The 19,646-nt window shown below is 67.7% G+C and carries 15 protein-coding genes; 4 read left to right on the forward strand and 11 right to left on the reverse strand.

Annotation, left to right across the window (positions count from 1 at the left end; translation table 11 throughout):
- Positions 1 to 2: 2 nt before the first annotated feature.
- From QRN21_RS05470 to QRN21_RS05490, 5 genes are all read right to left on the reverse strand, one after another.
- Complete coding sequence (locus QRN21_RS05470; protein ID WP_056278962.1) at positions 3 to 1,784, reverse strand: peptidoglycan D,D-transpeptidase FtsI family protein; 1,782 nt, start codon at positions 1,782 to 1,784, stop codon at positions 3 to 5.
- Positions 1,785 to 1,823: 39 nt separating this feature from the next.
- Positions 1,824 to 2,399 carry a cell division protein FtsL gene (ftsL, locus tag QRN21_RS05475; protein ID WP_053096773.1) on the reverse strand — a complete coding sequence of 192 codons (576 nt, stop codon included), beginning with the start codon at positions 2,397 to 2,399 and terminating at the stop codon, positions 1,824 to 1,826.
- Complete coding sequence (rsmH, locus tag QRN21_RS05480) at positions 2,396 to 3,334, reverse strand: 16S rRNA (cytosine(1402)-N(4))-methyltransferase RsmH (protein WP_053096775.1); 939 nt, start codon at positions 3,332 to 3,334, stop codon at positions 2,396 to 2,398. Before rsmH ends, ftsL begins: the two co-directional genes overlap by 4 nt.
- Before the next feature lie 118 nt (positions 3,335 to 3,452).
- Positions 3,453 to 3,884: a division/cell wall cluster transcriptional repressor MraZ gene (mraZ, locus tag QRN21_RS05485; RefSeq protein ID WP_053096776.1), complete on the reverse strand. Its 432-nt coding sequence runs from the start codon at positions 3,882 to 3,884 to the stop codon at positions 3,453 to 3,455.
- Between the two features lie 279 nt (positions 3,885 to 4,163).
- The gene (locus tag QRN21_RS05490) at positions 4,164 to 4,535 is read right to left on the reverse strand and encodes an SCO2097 family morphological protein (RefSeq protein WP_053096778.1); all 372 of its coding nucleotides are present in this window, start codon (positions 4,533 to 4,535) and stop codon (positions 4,164 to 4,166) included.
- Positions 4,536 to 4,621: 86 nt separating this feature from the next.
- On the opposite strand from QRN21_RS05490, the gene QRN21_RS05495 reads away from it, so the two are divergent.
- Positions 4,622 to 5,722, forward strand: a complete 1,101-nt coding sequence (locus QRN21_RS05495) for a polyprenyl synthetase family protein (RefSeq protein ID WP_372983371.1) — start codon at positions 4,622 to 4,624, stop codon at positions 5,720 to 5,722.
- A 26-nt stretch (positions 5,723 to 5,748) separates the two neighbouring features.
- On the opposite strand, the gene QRN21_RS05500 is transcribed toward QRN21_RS05495, so the two are convergent.
- Positions 5,749 to 6,159: an Rv2175c family DNA-binding protein gene (locus QRN21_RS05500; protein ID WP_502883083.1), complete on the reverse strand. Its 411-nt coding sequence runs from the start codon at positions 6,157 to 6,159 to the stop codon at positions 5,749 to 5,751.
- A gap of 149 nt (positions 6,160 to 6,308) precedes the next feature.
- Between QRN21_RS05500 and QRN21_RS05505 the strand changes: the two genes are divergently transcribed.
- A complete protein-coding gene (locus tag QRN21_RS05505) occupies positions 6,309 to 7,505 on the forward strand; it encodes a LysM peptidoglycan-binding domain-containing protein (protein WP_285363356.1) in 1,197 nt (398 codons plus the stop codon).
- A gap of 79 nt (positions 7,506 to 7,584) precedes the next feature.
- Positions 7,585 to 9,531 (forward strand): Stk1 family PASTA domain-containing Ser/Thr kinase, encoded by a 1,947-nt coding sequence (pknB, locus tag QRN21_RS05510; protein WP_072591464.1) that lies wholly within the window; start codon positions 7,585 to 7,587, stop codon positions 9,529 to 9,531.
- 123 nt (positions 9,532 to 9,654) lie between these two features.
- Here the strand turns inward: pknB and QRN21_RS05515 are convergent, their stop codons facing one another.
- Together QRN21_RS05515 and QRN21_RS05520 are read right to left on the reverse strand one after the other, a co-directional pair.
- The gene (locus QRN21_RS05515) at positions 9,655 to 10,995 is read right to left on the reverse strand and encodes a class II 3-deoxy-7-phosphoheptulonate synthase (RefSeq protein ID WP_056278966.1); all 1,341 of its coding nucleotides are present in this window, start codon (positions 10,993 to 10,995) and stop codon (positions 9,655 to 9,657) included.
- 37 nt (positions 10,996 to 11,032) lie between these two features.
- Positions 11,033 to 11,731 (reverse strand): lysophospholipid acyltransferase family protein, encoded by a 699-nt coding sequence (locus QRN21_RS05520; protein ID WP_053099163.1) that lies wholly within the window; start codon positions 11,729 to 11,731, stop codon positions 11,033 to 11,035.
- Between the two features lie 151 nt (positions 11,732 to 11,882).
- Here QRN21_RS05520 and QRN21_RS05525 point away from each other — a divergent pair, with 151 nt between their 5' ends.
- Positions 11,883 to 13,715 (forward strand): AMP-dependent synthetase/ligase, encoded by a 1,833-nt coding sequence (locus QRN21_RS05525; RefSeq protein ID WP_056278967.1) that lies wholly within the window; start codon positions 11,883 to 11,885, stop codon positions 13,713 to 13,715.
- A 58-nt stretch (positions 13,716 to 13,773) separates the two neighbouring features.
- On the opposite strand, the gene def is transcribed toward QRN21_RS05525, so the two are convergent.
- The 3 genes from def to QRN21_RS05540 form a co-directional block, all read right to left on the reverse strand.
- Positions 13,774 to 14,265 carry a peptide deformylase gene (gene def, locus QRN21_RS05530; protein ID WP_285363357.1) on the reverse strand — a complete coding sequence of 164 codons (492 nt, stop codon included), beginning with the start codon at positions 14,263 to 14,265 and terminating at the stop codon, positions 13,774 to 13,776.
- Positions 14,265 to 16,169 carry a nucleotide-binding protein gene (locus QRN21_RS05535; protein WP_285363358.1) on the reverse strand — a complete coding sequence of 635 codons (1,905 nt, stop codon included), beginning with the start codon at positions 16,167 to 16,169 and terminating at the stop codon, positions 14,265 to 14,267. The genes def and QRN21_RS05535 overlap by 1 nt, the downstream gene beginning before the upstream one ends.
- Positions 16,170 to 16,235: 66 nt before the next feature.
- Positions 16,236 to 19,643, reverse strand: a complete 3,408-nt coding sequence (locus QRN21_RS05540; RefSeq protein WP_285363359.1) for a pyruvate carboxylase — start codon at positions 19,641 to 19,643, stop codon at positions 16,236 to 16,238.
- Positions 19,644 to 19,646 lie beyond the last annotated feature (3 nt).

Below are 19,646 nucleotides of genomic sequence, written 5' to 3' on the forward strand. Positions count from 1 at the left end.
GTCTATTCGAACTTCGGAAGCAGTGCGTCCATCGGGCTGGAGGACGGCATCACGCGGTAGGTCTTCATGGTCTGGGTCATCGCCTTCTGGAAGGCAGAAGCGGTAGCAGCAGACGATGTAACTCTAGTCGGCTCGTCGAGAGTCACCACCACGACGTACTGCGGATCGTCGACCGGCGCGAAGCCCACCATGCTCGTGTAGTAGACGCCCGACTTGTAGCCGCCCTTGCCGTCCGGGATCTGCGCGGTACCCGTCTTGCTGGTCACCCGGTAGCCGGGAACCTGGATGCGGTCGGCATTGCCGCCCTGGACGGCCACGTTCTCGAGCATCCGCGTGAGGTCGGCCGCGGTCTGGGGCTTGATGATCTGCTCGGACTCGGGAGCACCCGGCGTGACCACCGTGCCGTCAGCGGCCGTGCAGGACTCGATCAGCGAGAGACCGATCTTCTCGCCGCCGTTGGCGATCGCCTGGTAGGCGCCGGCGAGCTGCGGCGCCGTGACCGTGAAGTACTGACCGAACGTGGTGGTGTAGAGCGACTGGTTGTCCCACTCGCTCGTGGGGTGGATCTCCCCCGAGGTCTCACTGGGGAAGCCGATCGTCGTCTCGCCGACGCCGAAGCGCTCGAGGTAGTCGTGACGGACATCCGGGCTCACCATCGTGCCGAACTTCGACAGCGCGACGTTCGATGAATCGATGAGCGCGCCGGCGAGGGTGTACTGGAAGGTCGGGTGCACGAACGCGTCGTTGATCACGGCGCCGTTGTCGAACTTCTCGTGCGAGGAGGCCGACACCGTGGGACTCGTCATCGTCACACCGCCGTTCTCCATCACCGCAGCGGCCGTCACGGCCTTGAACGTCGATCCCGGTTCGAACGGGTAGGTGAAGAGCTTGCTCACCCACGTCTCGGGCGCTGAGGCGTCGAGATCGTTCGGGTCCATGGTCGGCCATTCGGCCGCGGCGCGGATCTTTCCGGTGCCCACCTCGACGACGGTGACGGTGCCGCCCTTGGCGCCCTGGGCCTGCGCCTCTTCGGCGATCATCTGCTGCATGTACCACTGCAGGTCGCTGTTGATCGTGAGCTGCACGGTGCCGCCGTCGACCGCGTCCACCCTGCTCTCACTGCCGGGGATGACGACCGAGTTCTTGCCGGTGCGGTACGACTCCTCGCCGTCCGTGGGGGCGAGGCACTTCTCGTCCATCTTCTCGATGCCGGCCTGCGCAGTGCCGGTCCCGTCGAGGTATCCGAGCAGGTTTCCCGCCACGGCGCCGTTCGGGTAGACCCTGACCTCGCGCGGCTTCATCACGAGATACGAGCCGACCTTGAGGTCGCGCAGCTCGATGTACTTCTCGGTGCTGAGGCCCTTGACCAGCGGCAGGTACTGCGAATCGGGGTTCTCGGCGAGGGCAGCGGCGACATCGGCACGCAGCTCGTCCGCATCCAGCCCCATGATCTCGGCGATGCGCGTCGACGCCTCAGCCCAGGGCAGTGGCGGCGGGTTCTTCTCGTCCTCCTCCAGAAGGCGGATGACCTGGGGGCTGAGCTGCGCGTCGTAGACCATGACGCTCTCGGCCAGCACGGATCCGTCGCTGTCGACCACCGAGCCGCGTTCACCGGGAATCGCGGTGCGGTGCGCGATGAACTCGAGCGACTGTGCGACGTGCTCGTCGGCCTTCACCACCTGGATGTCGACGAGCCGCACGACGAAGGCGGCCAGGATCGCCAGGATCACCGCGAGAGCGACGACCGTGCGTCGCCGGGGTGTCCGGGTGGCTCGTGTCGTCATGGACTCTCTCCGTCAGGTCTCGATGGTGGGTGTGGTCGTCTAGCGAGTGCTGGGGCTCGGGAGTCCGTCGGTGATCGCCGGCGGAAGCTCCTGCGCAGAGTGCCCGGCCGCTCCGTCGGGCGCGGGGTCGTCTGCCGTGGAGGCGTTCACCGGCACGTCGTTCAGCAGAGAGTTGCTCACCGCGCCGGCGCCGTTCGGATCGATGGTCGACGAGCCGGTCGCGCCGGTTCCCTGGCCGAAGACGGCTCCATCGCTCAGGCGGAGGTAGGACGGGGCCCCTGCCACGACCATGCCCAGGGATGCGGCACTGGCGGCGAGCGACTGGGGAGAGCTCATCCCGGTGAGATCCTCCTGCAGCGCGTTCGTCCGCAGATCCAGTTCGTGCTGCTGCGACGTGAGGCCTGCCAGCACGAAGGAGTCCTGGGTGATCGCCAGCGAGAGGCCGATCTGCACGCCTCCGATGGCCATGGCTCCTGCGAGCGCCACCAGCGCGTAGGCGAGCTTCGGCTTGCGGCGGACGGGGGTTCCCGTCACCGGCTCGAGACGCCGACGCGGTGCGCGTTCGGGTGCCTCGGGGAGCGCCCTCGGCCTCGGCGCTGCGACGTTCAGACTCATGAGCTCTCACGCACTTTCTCTGCGGCACGCAGTCGGACGGGGATGGCGCGGGGGTTGCGAGCGCGTTCGGCGTCGTCGGCGAGCTCCGCACCCTTGGTGATGATGCGGAAACGCGGCGCGTGCTCCGGCAGCTCGACGGGGAGTCCCCGCGGTGCGGTGGAGGCTGCACCGGCGGCGAAGGCCTGCTTCACGAGTCGGTCCTCGAGAGACTGGTATGACATCACCACGATGCGTCCGCCGACCGCGAGCGCATCCATGGCTGCGGGAATCGCATCCGCGAGTACGTTGAGCTCGGTGTTCACTTCGATCCGCAGCGCCTGGAAGACGCGCTTGGCCGGGTGCCCGGCCCGCTGAGCAGCTGCGGGCGTCGCCGCCTGGAGGATCTCGACGAGTTCGCCGGAGCGCGTGATCGGCTTCTTCTCGCGTGCGGCGATGATGAAGCGCGCATAGCGTCCCGCGAGCTTCTCCTCGCCATAGCGCTCGAAGATGCGACGCAGGTTGCCTTCGGTGTAGGTCGCGATCACCTCGGCGGCCGTCACGCCCTTCGTCTGATCCATCCGCATGTCCAGCGGCGCATCCTTCGAGTAGGCGAAGCCGCGCTCGGCTTCATCGAGCTGCAGCGACGAGACGCCCAGGTCGAAGAGGATGCCCGAGGCGCCCTGAGCGTGCAGTCCGATCTCGTCATAGACCGTGTGCACCAGCGTCACCCGATCACGGAAACGAGCGAGACGCTCCCCCGCGATGCGCAGAGCGTCGGTGTCGCGATCGAGGCCGACGAGGCGGATGTTCGGGAACCGCTCGAGCAGCGCTTCGGAGTGACCGCCCATGCCGAGGGTGGCATCGACGAGCACCGCTCCGTCCGCCTGCAGCGCAGGGGCGAGAAGCTCGACGCAGCGTTCGAGGAGTACGGGGGTGTGGATGTCGCGGAGGTTCATGATCTTTTCTCGGGTGATCTCTGTATCTCGGTGACCAGGGCCCTGATCCCCCTCCGCTTCACGACCCGGCACCGGGGAAGTGTGTCGGGGCAGGAGCGGCGGGGCATCACAGCCGTGGTCAGAAGAGGCCCGGAATCACCTCCTGCTCGAGATCTGCGTAGGTCTCCTCGCCTGCTGCGAGGTAGGTGTTCCAGCTCTCCGCATCCCAGATCTCGGCGTGGGCGCCGACTCCGGTGACGATGAGCTCCTTCTGCAGCCCCGCGTATTGACGGAGGTGCACGGGGATGGTGATGCGGTTCTGACTGTCGGGCATCTCCGCACTCGCACCGGAGAGGAACAGGCGCATGAAGTCACGCGCCTGCTTGTTCGCGAGCGGCGCCTGGCGGATCCGCTCGTGCATCGTCTCGAACTCGGCCGTGCTGAAGACGTAGAGGCAGCGTTCCTGCCCTCGGGTGACGACGATGCCGCCACCGAGGTCTTCGCGGAACTTCGCAGGAAGGATGACCCGTCCTTTGTCGTCCAACTTCGGAGAATGCGTTCCCAGCAACATCAGCCATCACCCCCTCTCCGTCCGGCCAACTCGAGGTGCGCCCCACTTTACTCCACTTTCCTCCACAAACCTACGGTCAATCGCTGTCCAGACCGCTCCTGTGAGTTCGCGTACGACAAAGGGCCGCGGAATTCCGCGGCTCAAGGGCGGTGGAGGACGGTGGAGCGTGAGTGGAGGACGGAGCCCGGCATCACGACGCAGCCCCGGGCCGGCATACGGGTCCGAACGCACGAAGGCCCGGATGCTCAGAGCATCCGGGCCTTCGTGAAGGTGTGTGGGTCAGTTGCCGTCTTGGCGGCGGTCCCATCGATCGTTCATGCGATCCATGAAGGACGCTGAGCTCTGCTGCTTCGCCGCGCGTTCGCGGGGTGCAGCGGAGAGGGGCTTGCGGACGGGGGTCACAGCGATCATGACGCCGCCGAGCATGGCGGCGAATCCGATCACTCCGACCACGACTCCCCAGACATCCCCGAGGACGACTCCGACGATCAGCCCGCCCACACCGGCGAGGAGCAGAAGGGCTCCGTACACGAGGTTGCGGTAGCTGAGAGCGCGGTCACCAGACGGCGCAGTGACGACATCGGCGTCGTTGTGGAGGAGATGGCGTTCCATCTCGTCGAGCAGACGCTGCTCCTGTTCGGAGAGTGGCATTTCGTCCCCCTCGGGTATTCGTCCGTCCATTCTACGCGCGGTATGCCGCTGCGGGCTAGCTTCAAGGGCCTCCGTTGGCTTTACGTATGCTGGGAGTCGTGCCGTCCCCCTCATTTGTCTCCGACGCCGTCGCCGCACGCCTGCGCCTCTTCCTCGACCGGATGCGAGGCGAGTCGGCCGAATACGGCCCGGATGCCGAAGGCCTGATCGACTCGGCAGCCGACACCCTGGTGGGTGGCAAGCGCCTGCGGGCCCGTTTCTGCCACGCGGGATGGCAGTCGGTCGCACGTTTCCGCGACCGCGACGCCGAAGAATCGACGGGCCTCTGGGATGTCTGCGCGGCTCTGGAGATCTTCCAGTCGGCCGCACTGGTGCACGACGACCTGATCGACAACTCCGACACGAGGCGGGGACGTCCGGCGGCCCACCGCGCGCTCGAAGGCGCGCACGTCGCAGCCGGATGGCGAGGCGACCCCGCCGCCTTCGGCCGCTCGTCGGCGATCCTGCTCGGTGACCTGCTGGTGGCCTGGAGCGACGACCTCCTCGAGGATGCGATCGAGCCGCTCCCCCATGCCTCGGCGGTCCGCCGCGAATACGGACGGATGCGCCGGGACGTCACCGTGGGCCAATTCCTCGACATCGCGGAGGAGTCCGCCTGGAGCGTCCACGCCACGGACTCGCACGTCGAGCGTGCGCTTCGCGTCGTCTCCCTCAAATCCGCGAGGTACAGCATCGAGCAGCCCCTCGTGCTCGGAGCAGCGATCGCGGATGCCGACGAGGACCAGCTTCTGGCGCTTCGCGAGTTCGGCCATCCGGTCGGGATGGCCTTCCAGCTGCGCGACGACCTGCTCGGCGTCTACGGCGACGCCGCCGTGACCGGCAAACCTGCCGGTGACGACCTGCGCGAGGGCAAGCGCACCGTGCTGGTCGCTCTGACGAGGCAGACTCTCGACGCGTCCGCTCGCACCCTGTTCGATGAGATGCTCGGCGATCCCGACCTCACTAGCGAGCAGGTCGCATTCCTTCAGGCGACGATCACGGCCTCCGGCGCCCTGGAGCGCGTGGAGCGGATGATCGACGACTATGCGCGGGAAGCAGATCGCGCTCTCTCCGGAGCGCGGCTCGACACCACCGCTGTCGGAGACCTGCGCGACCTCGCACGCGCTGCGACGGTGCGCTCGGCCTGAGCGCGAACCGCTTCAGAGACCTCGGTTCAGGCGAGGGTGCGGGCGACCCTGCGGACAGCACTCTTGTGTCCGGCCAGGAGCGCATCGATCGGCGAGCGACCCAGTTCCTCCTCGGGAGCGAGGAGCCAGTCGATGACCTCGTCGTCGGAGAAGCCTGCATCCTGCAGCACGATGATCGTGCCGCGCAGCGAGGGCAGCGGGTGGTTGTCGACGATGAACACCGACGGAACCGCGAACACGCCGGAGCGGCGCGAGCCGACGAGGTAGTGCTCGTCGATGAGCCTGCGCACACGTCCCAGGGCCTCGTCGAGGACCTCCACGAGGTCGGGCATCGTGAGCCACTCGGTGGCGGTGACGCCGGCGGCGCTCACAGCGTTCGCGGACGCAGCCTCGGGCTGCGAGGTTTCAGACGGGTTGCTTTCAGACGGCACAGACACGTTGCAACTATCTCACCTCTGAGCGCCGATCGCACTTTCCGCATCGGGGCTTCGGTTCACATCGGCACCATCCGCACCATCCGTCACTCCTGTTGACATCCGTTTACATCCGTGTCAGCGTGGGCGGACGCCGAACAAGGGGGATCCCCGTGAGAACGCCTGCCGTCGCGCGACGAACGCGCACTCTTCAGCTCGGGGTGCCCGCCGCCCTCTTGGGCACGCTGTCTGCGGGGATCGCTGCCACCCCCGCATCCGCCGACGCGGTCTCATCTCCGATCGAACGACTGCAGTCGACGCCGACGCGGATCGCGCCGACCGAGGCGCCTCCTGCCGTGTACACGGTGCGGCCGGGCGACACGATCTCGTCGATCGCGAACCGGTTCGGTCTGCGCACCGTCGAGGTCCTGGCTTGGAACGGACTCAGTTGGCGTTCGGTGATCTACCCGGGGCAGACGCTGTCGTTGGCAGGAGCGAGTGCCCCCTCGCCGGCCCCGGCCCCGGTTCAGGCGGCACCGACGGCGACGCACACCGTCGTCGCCGGCGAGACCGTGTTCGGCATCGCGCAGAAGCACGGGACGAGCGTCGACGCTGTTCTCGCCGCGAACGGCCTCGACCGGTCGTCCGTGATCTACCCCGGCCAGCAGCTCGCGCTCAGCGGCGCGTCAGCTCCGTCGGCCGCACCACCGGCATCCCCCGCGCAGACAGCCGCCCCCGTTCCGACCGCGACCGGTGGCCAGGCGCACGCTGTCGCCGCAGGAGACACCCTGTTCGCCATCGCGAAGAAGTACGGCACGACCGTCGCGCAGCTCCTCGCGCTGAACGGCCTGGGTTCCGGAGCCATCATCTACCCCGGCCAGTCGCTGACCGTCGCGCCGGCGCCGGCTCCGGCTCCGACGCCCGCCCCGGCGGCGGCCACGCCCCCTCCCCAGCTGTTCGCGAACCTCGACGCCGAACAGGCCGCGAACGCCTCGCTCATCATCCGCGTCGGACGCGAGCTCGGCGCGCCCGACCGCGCCATCGCGATCGCTCTCGCCACCGCCATGGTCGAATCCAACATGCGCAATCTGTCGTGGGGTGACCGCGACTCCCTCGGCCTCTTCCAGCAGCGCCCCAGCATGGGCTGGGGTTCGCCCGAGCAGGCGGTCGACGCCGACCGGAGCACCCGCGTCTTCTTCGGCGGCTCGTCGGATCCGAACGGGCAGGCCTCGCGGGGGCTCTTCGACATCTCAGGCTGGGAGAGCATGTCGTTCACGGATGCCGCGCAGGCCGTCCAGATCTCGGCGTACCCCGATCGTTACGGCCAGTGGGAGACGCAGGCCCACCAGTGGCTCGGTGTCCACGGGTGACGCGCTTCCGGGCAAACCCGCAGGTGCAAGGGGCGAGCCGCTCCCGGGGCTTTCAGGCAGTTCTCCATAGAATCTTGACGTGACGACCAATCAGCAGGCCGACCCCCTCATCGGGCGGCTTGTCGACGGTCGGTACCGCGTGCGCGCCCGAATCGCCCGTGGAGGCATGGCGACCGTCTATGTCGCCACCGATCTCCGCCTCGAGCGGCGCATCGCTCTGAAGGTCATGCACGCGCACCTGAGCGACGACTCCGCCTTCCAGAGCCGGTTCATCCAAGAGGCACGTGCTGCCGCGCGGCTGGCCGATCCCCACGTCGTCAACGTGTTCGACCAGGGCCAGGACGGCGAACTCGCATACCTGGTGATGGAGTACCTTCCCGGCATCACGCTGCGCGAACTGCTGCGCGAGCAGAAGCGGCTCACGATCCCGCAGACGATCACCATCATGGATGCCGTCCTCGCCGGCCTCTCCGCAGCGCACCGCGCCGGGATCGTGCACCGTGACGTGAAGCCCGAGAACGTGCTGCTGGCCGAAGACGGACGCATCAAGATCGGCGACTTCGGTCTCGCCCGTGCGACCACCGCGAACACGGCCACCGGACAGCAGCTGCTCGGAACCATCGCCTATCTCGCACCCGAGCTCGTCACTCGCGGCACTGCCGACGCCAGAAGCGACATCTACGCGCTGGGCATCATGCTGTACGAGATGCTCGTCGGCGAACAGCCGTACAAGGGCGAGCAGCCCATGCAGATCGCCTTCCAGCACGCCACCGAGTCCGTGCCGCGCCCGAGCGTGCGCAATCCCGGCGTGCCGGAGGAGCTCGACGAACTCGTGCTCTGGGCCACGGAGAAATCGCCGGATGAGCGTCCCGACGATGCGCAGCAGATGCTGGAGCGACTGCGCGAGATCGAGCGCGGGCTCGGGATCGCACCCGCCGTCGCCGCTGCGACGACGTCGCAGCGCTCGCAGGCCGACTCCGCGGACCTCACCAAGGTCATGCCGAGCACGATGGTCATCGCCGACCCGACCGCCCCGGTCACGGCTGCCGTCGACAACGCGACGCTCCTGCGTCGCCGCTCATCACGACGTCGCGCGCGCGGAGCGTTCCTTCTGACGCTGGTGCTGCTTCTCGCGACCGTCGCCGGTGGTGTCGGCTGGTGGTTCGGGTCCGGTCCTGGTTCACTCGTCGCCGTCCCCGGGGTGGCCGGTCTGTCGTACGACGACGCCGCATCGGCGTTGACTGCAGAGGGGTTCGTGCCGGTGCGCGGCGAGGAGAGCTCCATCGACATCGCCGCCGGTGAGACGATCCGTACGGACCCCGGCGAGGGCGAACGCCTCGACAAGGGCACCGAGATCACCGTCTTCGTGTCCTCGGGTCCGGCGTCGCACACGGTGGAGACCCTCAACGGCAAGACCGAGCAGGAAGCTCGCGACTACCTCGCGGACATCAGGATCAACGTCACAGAGACCTCCCTGCAGCTCTTCTCCGACGCCGAGGCCGGGCGCGTGATCAACGCCTTCGTGACGCCTCGCGACGGCGGCGAGGTCTATGCGTGCGCCGAGGGCTGCGAGCTGCGCGAGGACGACACGGTCGAGCTGTACGTCTCCGCCGGCGCGTTCCCCGATGTCGCGGGAATGAGCGTCGATCAGGCGACGAACACGCTGCGCGACAAGGGCGTCGAGGTCAACCCGGACTCGCAGTTCGTCTTCAGCGACTCGGTCGCGAAGGATGTCGTCATCGGCGTCACCGACCGCGCCGAAGAGGGCAATCGGCGCCCCGGCGATACTGTTCAGCTGATCGTCTCGAAGGGACCCGAACTGTTCCCCGTGCCCGAGGTCGAGGGGATGAGCCGCGACGAGGCCGCCCAGGTGATCCGGGATGCCGGTTTCGAACCGACCTGGAACGGCATCTGGAACGCGTTCCCCAACGACTTCACCGAGGTCAGCGGGTCCGATCCGGGTGCCGGCGCGCAGCGCCCGAAGGGCACCGAGATCACCCTCCAGATCCGCAGCAGCGCGTTCTAGGAGGCGGGCGGTCCCCGCGCTTATCGCGCGCGGCCGCACGCCGGCCGCCCGTCGCCGCCGCCGCCACACAGAAAGGGTCCTCTCCGACTACGGAGAGGACCCTTTCTGTCTGATGGATCGTGGTCAGCGCTTCTCGAGCTCTTCGGCCACGAGGAAGGCGAGCTCGAGCGACTGCATGTGGTTGAGACGCGGGTCGCACAGGCTCTCGTAGCGGGTCGCGAGGGCGGCCTCGTCGATGTGCTCGGATCCGCCCAGGCACTCGGTGACGTCGTCACCGGTGAGCTCGACGTGGATGCCGCCGGGGAACGTGCCCACGGCCCGGTGTGCCTCGAAGAAGCCGCGGACCTCGTCGACGACATCATCGAAGCGACGCGTCTTGTACCCCGTGGGCGTCGTGATGCCGTTGCCGTGCATGGGGTCGGTGACCCACAGCGGCTGCGCGCCCGAGTCGCGGACGGCCTCGAGCAGCGGCGGCAGCGCGTCGCGGATCTTGCCCGCGCCCATGCGCGTGATGAACGTCAGACGGCCCGGCTCGCGGTCGGGGTCGAGCTTGTCGATCAGCGCGAGCGCCGTCTCGGGTGACGTGGTCGGACCGAGCTTCACGCCGATGGGGTTGCGGATCTTCGAGAAGTAGTCGACGTGCGCACCGTCGAGCTCGCGCGTGCGCTCCCCGATCCACAGGAAGTGCGCCGAGGTGTTGAACGGCGTGTCCGTACGGGAGTCGATGCGGGTCATCGGGCGCTCGTAGTCCATCAGCAGGCCCTCGTGCCCGGTGAAGAACTCGACGCGGGTGAGCTCGTCGAAGTCGGCGCCGGCCGCCTCCATGAACTTGATGGCCCGGTCGATCTCGGCCGCCATGCGCTCGTAGCGCTGGTTCGCCGGGTTCTGCGCGAAGCCCTTGTTCCACGAGTGCACCTCGCGCAGATCGGCGAAGCCACCCTGCGTGAACGCGCGGATGAGGTTCAGCGTCGACGCGGCCGTGTGGTATCCCTGCAGCAGGCGGCCGGGATCGGCGCGGCGGGACGCCTCGGTGAAGTCGTAGCCGTTCACGATGTCGCCGCGGTAGGCGGGAAGCGTGACATCGCCACGGGTCTCGGTGTCGCTCGACCGCGGCTTGGCGAACTGGCCGGCCATGCGACCCATCTTCACCACGGGCATAGATGCGCCGTACGTCAGCACCACGGCCATCTGCAGGACCGTCTTGATCCTGTTGCGGATCTGGTCGGCGGTGGCACCCGCGAAGGTCTCTGCGCAGTCGCCACCCTGCAGCAGGAACGCCTTGCCGGACGCTGCTCGCGCAAGACGATCGCGGAGGTTGTCGACCTCGCCGGCGAACACCAGGGGCGGGAGCGTCGAGATCTGCGTGGAGACCTCGGAGACACGCTCTGCGTCGAGCCACTGAGGCTGCTGTTTGATCGGGAGCGAGCGCCACGCATCAAGCGCGTCGATGTGGTGCTGGAGCATGTGTCCAGCCTAGTGCTCGTGACGAAGCCGGGATGCCTCAGGAGCGCTGTGTGACGCGGGCCGGGAGCCGGTCCTTCACGGTCGATGCGTACACGTCGTCGTACTGCTGTTCACCCAGTCGCTGGAGGGCGACCATGATCTCGTCCGTGACCGAGCGGAGGATGTAGCGATCGTTCTCCATGCCCGCGTAGCGGGAGAAGTCCAGGGGCTCTCCGATGACGATCCCGACCCGCACCACGCGCGGCAGGCGCTGCCCGATGGGCATCGCGGTGTCGGTGTCGACCATGATCACCGGGATCACCGGGACCTTCGCCTCCATCGCCATCCGGGCGATGCCCGTGCGGCCACGGTAGAGCCGGCCGTCGGGGCTCCGCGTGCCCTCCGGATAGATCCCGAGCAGGTCGCCGCGTCCGAGGACCTGCAGCCCGGTGTTGAGAGAGGCCTCGGACGCCTTGCCGCCGGAGCGGTCGATCGGGATCTGCCCTGTCGCCTTCATGAAGAACTTGGTGGCCCAGCCCTTGATCCCGCGCCCGGTGAAGTAGTCGCTCTTGGCGAGGAACGACATCGGTCGGTCGATCATCAGCGGCAGGAAGATGGAATCGGCGAAGGAGAGGTGGTTGCTGGCGAGGATCGCCGCGCCGTTCGCCGGGATGTTCGCGCGCCCGACCACCCATGGTCGGAATATCGCTTTGACCACGGGACCGATCGCCACGTACTTCATCAGCCAGTAGAACATCGAGGTGAAGTCTAGCGTCGTGCTCGGCATCCGCCACAGCCGCGGTCTCGCGAGACCCGATCGGCGACTGAGTGTCACCTGATTTGCGACCGAGTGTCATGCTCTAGACTCGTGTGCAACCCAGTGCCCGACCGGTACCGAAGGAGCTGCCGTGGTCCAGTTTGAAGTCCCCGCCGTCGTCCCCGCCGACCCAGACGCGAACATCGCCGACCTGCTGGCGAAGCGCGTCCAGGCGACTCCCGATCGCCCCCTCTTCGCAGTGCCCGATGGCGACGGATGGCGCGACATCACCGCAGCCGACTTCGAGACTGCGGTCATCGCGCTGGCCAAGGGCTTCGTCGCCGCGGGCATCCAGCCGGGTGAGAAGGTGGGCTTCCTCGCACGCACGACCTACGAGTGGACTCTCGTCGACTTCGCGCTGTTCTACGCCGGCGCCGTGATGGTCCCGATCTACGAGACCAGCTCTCCGTCGCAGATCCAGTGGATCCTCGAGGATTCCGGTGCCATCGCCCTCGTGGTCGAGTCACCGGAGCACTTCGCTCGGCTCGATGAGGTGCGCGGCGACCTCCCGCTGCTCCGCGAGGTGTGGCAGCTGCACCTCGGAGCGATCGATTCGCTGACCGCCCAGGGGGCATCCGTCACCGATGCCGAGATCGAGCGTCTCCGCAACATCGCCGTCGGTTCTGACATCGCCACCCTCATCTACACCTCGGGGTCGACCGGCCGCCCCAAGGGCTGCGTCCTCACACACAGCAACTTCGTCGAGCTGTGCCGCAATTCCGCGACGGCACTCGACGCAGTGGTTCAGACACCGGGTTCCTCCACGCTGCTCTTCATCACGACAGCGCACGTGTTCGCGCGCTTCATCTCGATCCTCAACATCCACGCCGGTGTGCGCACCGGACACCAGCCCGACACTCGACAGCTGCTGCCGGCGCTCGGGTCGTTCAAGCCGACCTACCTTCTCGCCGTGCCGCGCGTCTTCGAGAAGGTCTACAACTCCGCCGAGCAGAAGGCCGAGGCCGGTGGGAAGGGGAAGATCTTCCGCGCCGCCGCGGACGTCGCCATCCAGCACTCGAAGCTCGTCGAGGAGGGCAAGAGCATCCCGATCGGGACGAAGCTCAAGTTCGCACTCTTCAACAAGCTCGTCTACAGCAAGCTGCGTGAAGCCATGGGCGGCAGAGTCGTCTATGCGGTGTCGGGCTCCGCTCCCCTCGGTTCACGTCTGGGCCACTTCTTCCACAGCCTCGGCGTCGTGATCCTCGAGGGATACGGTCTCACCGAGACGACTGCTCCGGCGACCGTGAACCTGGCCGACAAGTCGAAGATCGGCACCGTCGGCCCCGCGCTCCCCGGTGTGGGTGTGCGACTCGCGGACGACGGTGAGATCCAGGTCCGCGGCATCAACGTCTTCAAGGAGTACTGGAACAACCCCGAGGCGACCGCAGAGGCGTTCAGCGACGGCGGCTGGTTCCACACGGGCGACATCGGCAGCTTCGACTCCGAGGGCTTCCTGACCATCACCGGTCGCAAGAAGGAGATCATCGTCACGGCCGGCGGAAAGAACGTCGCGCCGGCCGCGCTGGAAGACCCGATCCGCGCGAATCCGATCATCGGACAGGTCGTCGTCGTCGGCGATCAGCGTCCGTTCATCTCCGCGCTCATCACGCTGGATCCCGAGATGCTTCCGACCTGGCTCGGCAACGCAGGCCTCCCGAAGGAGATGTCGCTCGCCGAGGCCGCCACGAACGATGCCGTCCGTGCCGAGATCCAGAAGGCGGTCGATGCCGCCAACGCCCGCGTGTCGCGCGCGGAGTCCATCCGCAAGTTCACCGTTCTCGACAGCGAGTGGACCGAGGCCTCCGGTCACCTCACTCCGAAGCTGTCGATCAAGCGCAACGTGATCATGAGCGACTTCGCCGACGAGATCGCTGCCATCTACGACGAACCCGTCTCGACGACCAACGTCGCGATCGGCGGCTGAGGCTCGCGAGACAGCAGAAAGGCCCCGCTCCGGCGGGGCCTTTCTCAGTGTCCGAGGATCAGAACCACGCGCTCTCTCTGACCTCGCGCATCGCACGCTTGCGGGTCTCGGCATCCAGCCTCGTGAGGTAGAGCTTCCCATCGAGGTGATCGGTCTCGTGCTGAAGCGCCTGCGCCAGCAGACCGCTTCCTTCGAGCACCACCGGCTCACCGTCGAGGTCGATGCCCTCGACGCGGGCCCACGGGTGTCGCAGGGCGTCGTGCCACAGGCCGGGAACCGACAGGCAGCCCTCCCCCGTGGGCACCGGCTCACCCCGGACCTGGGTCAGGACGGGATTGAGCACGTAACCGATGTCACCGTCGATGTTGTAGCTGAAGGCGCGGAGCGCGACGCCGATCTGCGGAGCCGCGACACCGGCACGGCCAGGCAGCTCGACGGTGTCGATCAGATCGGCGACGAGCGCGCGCACCCCCTCGTCGATACGGTCGATCGGTGCGCAGACGGTGCGAAGCACGGGGTCTCCGAAGACCCGGATCTCACGGACCGCCATCAGGCGCCCTTCGCCCGCAGACCTTCGACGAGCAGCGCAGCCAGTTCCCGTGCCGCCACCCGTGTCTCAGGCTGGAGATTGGCGAAGACGATGGTCCCGCCCCCGGCGATCTGCGAGTCGTACGGCATCCGCACCACATGCTTCGCCCTCGTGCCGAAATGCGCTTCGAGCTCGTTGAGGCGCACCAGCGGGGCGCCGGGCGTCGACTGGTTCAGCACCACGACCGCCCCCCGGGCCTGCTCGGCGTACCCGTTGCTCTCGAGCCACGTCAGGGTCTCCGATGCCAGCCGCGCCTCATCGACGCTCAGCCCCGACACGATCACGATCTGATCGGCCAGATCGAGCGTGGCCGACATGACCGAGTGCACGATGCCTGTTCCGGTGTCCGTGAGCACGAGCGAGTAGTAGTGCGCGGCGACGCCTGCCACGTCGCGATAGTCGCTGTCGCTGAACGCCTCGGCGATCCGAGGATCCGAGTCGGACGCGAGCACGTCGAGGCGGGTGGCGTCTCGCGCGACGATCGCAGAGATGTCGTGATACCCCCTGACCTCGTCATGGATGCGGACGAGGTCGCGCACCGACTTGTTGTGGTGCGGCCGCACCACGCGCTCGGCGAGGGTGCCGCGGTCGGGGTTGGCGTCGACCGCGATCACGCGATCGTCCCTGGCGTCGGCGAGGGCCATGCCCAGCAGAGCGGTGATCGTCGTCTTGCCGACTCCGCCCTTCCGCGACAGCACGGGGACGAACCGGGCTCCCCCGACGATCGGAGCGGCGATCCGCGCGCTCAGAGCCTTCCGCTCGCGGGCGCGGCGTCCGTCACCGATGTTGATCCGGCGCCCCGAGATGGCGTAGAGGAAGTGACTCCACGCCCCCTCGGGTTCGGGCTTGGTGAGACGGTGCGGGTCAAGCAGTCGGTCGGCGGTGAGGAGGTCGGCGCTCTCGCGAGAGGAGTCGCCGAGGTCGTCCAGACGCTTCGACGAGAGCTGCACGTCGGCCCGGGTTGATCGAGTCGCGGGTGCTACGGCGGTCCTGGGCTTCTGTGCGTCCATTGCCGAAGTCTCCTTCTTGGCGAGAGATGATGCCGCCGACGCTCTCCTCGAGGTCGGCGCGGCGTCGAAGTCCGCCTTCGCCTTGGCGATGAACGCCGCGGCGGCAGCGGCCTCCTCCGCGGCGACGGCATCAGCAGGCGCTGCAGCCGGCTTCGCGGACGGAATGGCGCCGGCATCCGTGGCTGATGCAGTCACCGGAGTGCTTTCACGCGTGCGCCGGGGCTCGGTCTGAGCGTCCTGTTCGGTCTCCGACTGCGATTCGGTCGCGGGAGCGACCGCGGGCTCGGGCTCGATTTCAAGCTCGGGCTCGATTTCACGCTCGACCTCAGACTCAGACTCGACCTCAGATTCAGGCTCAGGCTCGACCTCAGACTCGACCTCAGACTCGACCTCAGACTCAGACTCGACCTCAGGCTCAACTTCGAGCTCAGGCTCAGGCTCAGGCTCAAGCTCGACTGCGGACTCAGGCTCGACCTCAGGCTCAGGCTCGACTGCGGACTCAGGCTCAGGCTCCGCCTGGGGCTCTACTTCCGCCTCGACTTCGGGGCGCTGGATCTCTTCCTTCGCGGGCTCCGGCGGCAGCTCGATGATCATCGGCGCCGCACCGAGCGGTGCCGGTGCGATCTCCGCCGCAGCCTTCGCCGCGGCGACGGGCTCGTCGACGATCAGATCCGCGACGACCTCGCCCTCGATGACGCCGTCGTCTTCCAGGTCGTCGTCATCGTCCGTCGGCAACACCACGCTCACCTGCGCGGTGCCGAGGATCCCGATCGCCGAGGTGTCCAACGACGTCGCGTCGTTGAGAACCCCTCTGGACTCATCGTCCGGGTTGTCTGCCACGTTCTTCGGGGTCACTGTGTCACTCCAAGCTTGTGCGGGCCTCGGGTGCGTTTCGTCGAACGCGGCCTCGCCCGCACAAGATTAGTGCGCCGGGCGGATCACGACCAAAAGATCGCCGGCCTCGACCTGTTGCGTCGCACCGATCGCGAGCCGCTCGACCACACCGTCGATGGGGGCCGTGATGGCGGCCTCCATCTTCATCGCCTCGATGGATGCGACCGGTTCACCGGCGCGCACCGAGTCGCCGACCTCCGATTTGAGCGTCACGACGCCCGAGAACGGTGCGGCCACCTGACCGGGCACCGAGGTGTCGGCCTTCTCGATCTCGTGCACGTCCACTGCCACCGATCTGTCGCGCACGAACACCGGTCGCAGCTGACCGTTGAGCGTCGTCATGACGGTGCGCATGCCCTTGTCGTCCGCATCGCCGATGGCTTCGAGCCCCACGTACAGCTGGACGCCGCGATCGATCTCGACGACGTGCTCCTGCCCCTGGACGAGACCGTAGAGGTAGTCGGCCGTGTCGAGCACCGAGAGATCGCCGAACACGTCGCGTCGCTCGGTGAACTCGCGCATCGGCGCGGGGAACAGCAGCGTGTTCAGTCTCGCCCGACGGGTCGCACCGTCACCTGCGAGGGCCGCCTCATCGTCGGCCGAGATCTCCGTCATGCCTGTGCGCACCGACCGTCCCGCCAGAACCTTCGTGCGGAAGGGCTCGGGCCATCCGCCCGGGAGATCGCCGAGTTCACCCGCCATGAATCCGACGACGGAGTCGGGCACGTCGTACTTCTCGGGGTTCGCCTCGAAATCGGCGGGGTCCGCCTTCACCGCTGCCAGGTGCAGCGCGAGATCGCCGACCACCTTCGACGAGGGGGTCACCTTGGGAACCCGGCCGAGGATCCGATCGGCGGCGGCGTACATGTCCTCGATCAGCTCGAAGTCCTCTGCGAGGCCGAGCGCCTTCGCCTGCTGACGCAGGTTCGACAGCTGACCGCCCGGGATCTCGTGGTGGTAGACCCGGCCTGTGGGGCCCGGAAGTCCGGATTCGAACGGCGCGTACATCCGACGGACCGCCTCCCAGTACGGCTCGAGGTTCGAGACGCTGTCGAGCGAGATCCCGCTGTCCCGATCCGTGTGCGCGAGCGCGGCGACGAGAGATGAGAGGGAGGGCTGGCTGGTCGTGCCGGACAGCGGAGCGGATGCCGCGTCGACCGCATCCACTCCCGCCGCGCTGGCGGCGAGCAGGGTGGCGAGCTGTCCGCCGGGGGTGTCGTGCGTGTGCAGATGCACGGGCAGATCGAAGCGCTCGCGCAGCGCGGTGACGAGTTTCGCCGCCGCCGCAGGACGCAGAAGGCCCGCCATGTCCTTGATCGCCAGGATGTGCGCCCCGGCCCCGACGATCTGCTCGGCGAGATTCAGGTAGTAGTCGAGGGTGTACAGGTCCTCGGCCGGGTTCAGCAGGTCGCCGGTGTAGCAGAGCGCCACCTCGGCTATGGCCGTACCCGTGTTCCGCACCGCGTCGATCGCTGGGCGCATCTGCTCGATGTCGTTGAGGGCATCGAAGATCCGGAAGATGTCGACCCCGCTCGCCGCCGCCTCCTTCACGAACGCTTCGGTGACCGCCGTCGGGTAGGGCGTGTAGCCCACGGTGTTGCGTCCCCGGAGAAGCATCTGGATCGCGACGTTCGGAAGGGCGGCCCGCAGCTTGTCGAGACGCTCCCAGGGGTCTTCGCCCAGGAAGCGCAGAGCGACGTCGTAGGTGGCACCTCCCCAGGCCTCGACCGAGAACAGCTCCGGCGTCAGCCTGGCGATGTGCGGTGCGACCGCGACGAGATCCCTCGTGCGCACCCGGGTGGCCAGGAGCGACTGGTGCGCATCACGGAAGGTCGTGTCCGTGATGGCGAGGGCACTCTGCGCGCGGAGGCTCTTCGCGAAGCCCTCCGGTCCCAACTCGAGCAGGCGCTGCCGTGAACCGGATGCCGGGGTGGCGGACAGGTCTACGGCCGGAAGCTTGGCCCGCGGATCCAACGAGCCGGGGTGGATGCCGTGGGGCTTGTTGACCGTCACGTCCACCAGCCAGTTCAGGATCCGGGTACCGCGATCCTTCGACTCGCGTCCGCGCAGCAGGTCGGGACGCTCGTCGATGAAGGACGTGCTCACGTCGCCGGCGATGAACGCGTCATCCTCGAGCAGCGCCTGCAGGAACGGGATGTTCGTCGAGACGCCGCGGATGCGGAATTCCGCCAGCGCGCGCCGCGCGCGCGCCACGGCAGCAGGGTAGTCGCGACCACGGCAGGTCAGCTTCGCGAGCATCGAGTCGAAGTGCGGACTGATCTGCGCGCCCTGATGGACGGTGCCGCCGTCGAGCCGGATCCCTGCGCCACCCGGTGAGCGGTATGTGGTGATCTTGCCGGTGTCCGGACGGAACCCCTGAGTGGGATCCTCCGTCGTGATGCGGCACTGCAGCGCAGCTCCCCGCACATGGAGATCCTTCTGCTCGAGACCGAGCTCCGCGAGCGTCTGTCCGGCCGCGATGCGCATCTGACTCTGCACGAGATCGACGTCGGTCACCTCCTCGGTGACCGTGTGCTCGACCTGGATGCGCGGATTCATCTCGATGAAGACGACCTCGCCGGTGCGCTCCCCCGCGGTCTCGAGCAGGAACTCGACCGTTCCCGCGTTCTCGTATCCGATGGAACGGGCGAACGCGACGGCGTAGCCGTGCAGCGCGGTGCGGATGCCGTCGTCGAGGTTCGGTGCCGGGGCGATCTCCACCACCTTCTGGTGACGGCGCTGCACGGAGCAGTCCCGCTCGAAGAGGTGCACGGTCTCGCCCGTCTTGTCGGCGAGGATCTGCACTTCGATGTGCCGAGGACGAAGGACCGCCTGCTCGAGGAACATCCTCGGATCGCCGAACGCGCTGGCGGCCTCGCGCATGGCCTCTGCGAGTGCCGGAGCGAGCTCACCTGCGGACTCGACGCGTCGCATGCCGCGTCCGCCACCGCCGGCGACGGCCTTCGCGAACAGCGGGAAGCCGATCTCAGCGGCCTGGGCGACGAGTGCATCGATGTCATCGGACGCCTCCGTCGAACGGAGCACCGGAACGCCGGCCTCGATGGCATGACGCTTGGCCTCGACCTTGTTGCCCGCCATCTCGAGGACCTTCGCAGGGGGCCCGATGAAGACGATGCCGTTGGCGGCGGCCTTCTCGGCCAGCTCCGGGTTCTCCGAGAGGAAGCCGTATCCGGGGTAGATCGCATCTGCTCCGGCATCCCTCGCGACGCGGATGATCTCATCGACGTCGAGGTAGGCGCGCACCGGATGACCGCGTTCGCCGATCTCGTAGGCCTCGTCGGCTTTGAGCCGATGGACCGAACCACGGTCCTCGTGCGGGAACACCGCCACAGTCCTGGCCCCGACTTCGAAAGCCGCACGGAAGGCACGGATCGCGATCTCGCCGCGGTTCGCCACAAGGATCTTCTGGAACATGCA

Source organism: Microbacterium sp. LMC-P-041, assembly GCF_030209555.1.
Lineage (GTDB): Bacteria > Actinomycetota > Actinomycetes > Actinomycetales > Microbacteriaceae > Microbacterium.

Bases quoted from the DNA above. Each gene is read 5' to 3' on its own strand.
- QRN21_RS05520 (WP_053099163.1), bottom strand. From the start codon at position 11,731: ATGTTCTACTGGCTGATGAAGTACGTGGCGATCGGTCCCGTGGTCAAA.
- ftsL (WP_053096773.1), bottom strand. From the start codon at position 2,399: ATGAGTCTGAACGTCGCAGCGCCGAGGCCGAGGGCGCTCCCCGAGGCA.
- mraZ (WP_053096776.1), bottom strand. From the start codon at position 3,884: ATGTTGCTGGGAACGCATTCTCCGAAGTTGGACGACAAAGGACGGGTC.
- QRN21_RS05470 (WP_056278962.1), bottom strand. From the start codon at position 1,784: ATGACGACACGAGCCACCCGGACACCCCGGCGACGCACGGTCGTCGCT.
- QRN21_RS05490 (WP_053096778.1), bottom strand. From the start codon at position 4,535: ATGCCACTCTCCGAACAGGAGCAGCGTCTGCTCGACGAGATGGAACGC.
- QRN21_RS05495 (WP_372983371.1), top strand. From the start codon at position 4,622: ATGCTGGGAGTCGTGCCGTCCCCCTCATTTGTCTCCGACGCCGTCGCC.
- def (WP_285363357.1), bottom strand. From the start codon at position 14,265: ATGGCGGTCCGTGAGATCCGGGTCTTCGGAGACCCCGTGCTTCGCACC.
- QRN21_RS05515 (WP_056278966.1), bottom strand. From the start codon at position 10,995: ATGCTCCAGCACCACATCGACGCGCTTGATGCGTGGCGCTCGCTCCCG.
- rsmH (WP_053096775.1), bottom strand. From the start codon at position 3,334: ATGAACCTCCGCGACATCCACACCCCCGTACTCCTCGAACGCTGCGTC.
- QRN21_RS05540 (WP_285363359.1), bottom strand. From the start codon at position 19,643: ATGTTCCAGAAGATCCTTGTGGCGAACCGCGGCGAGATCGCGATCCGT.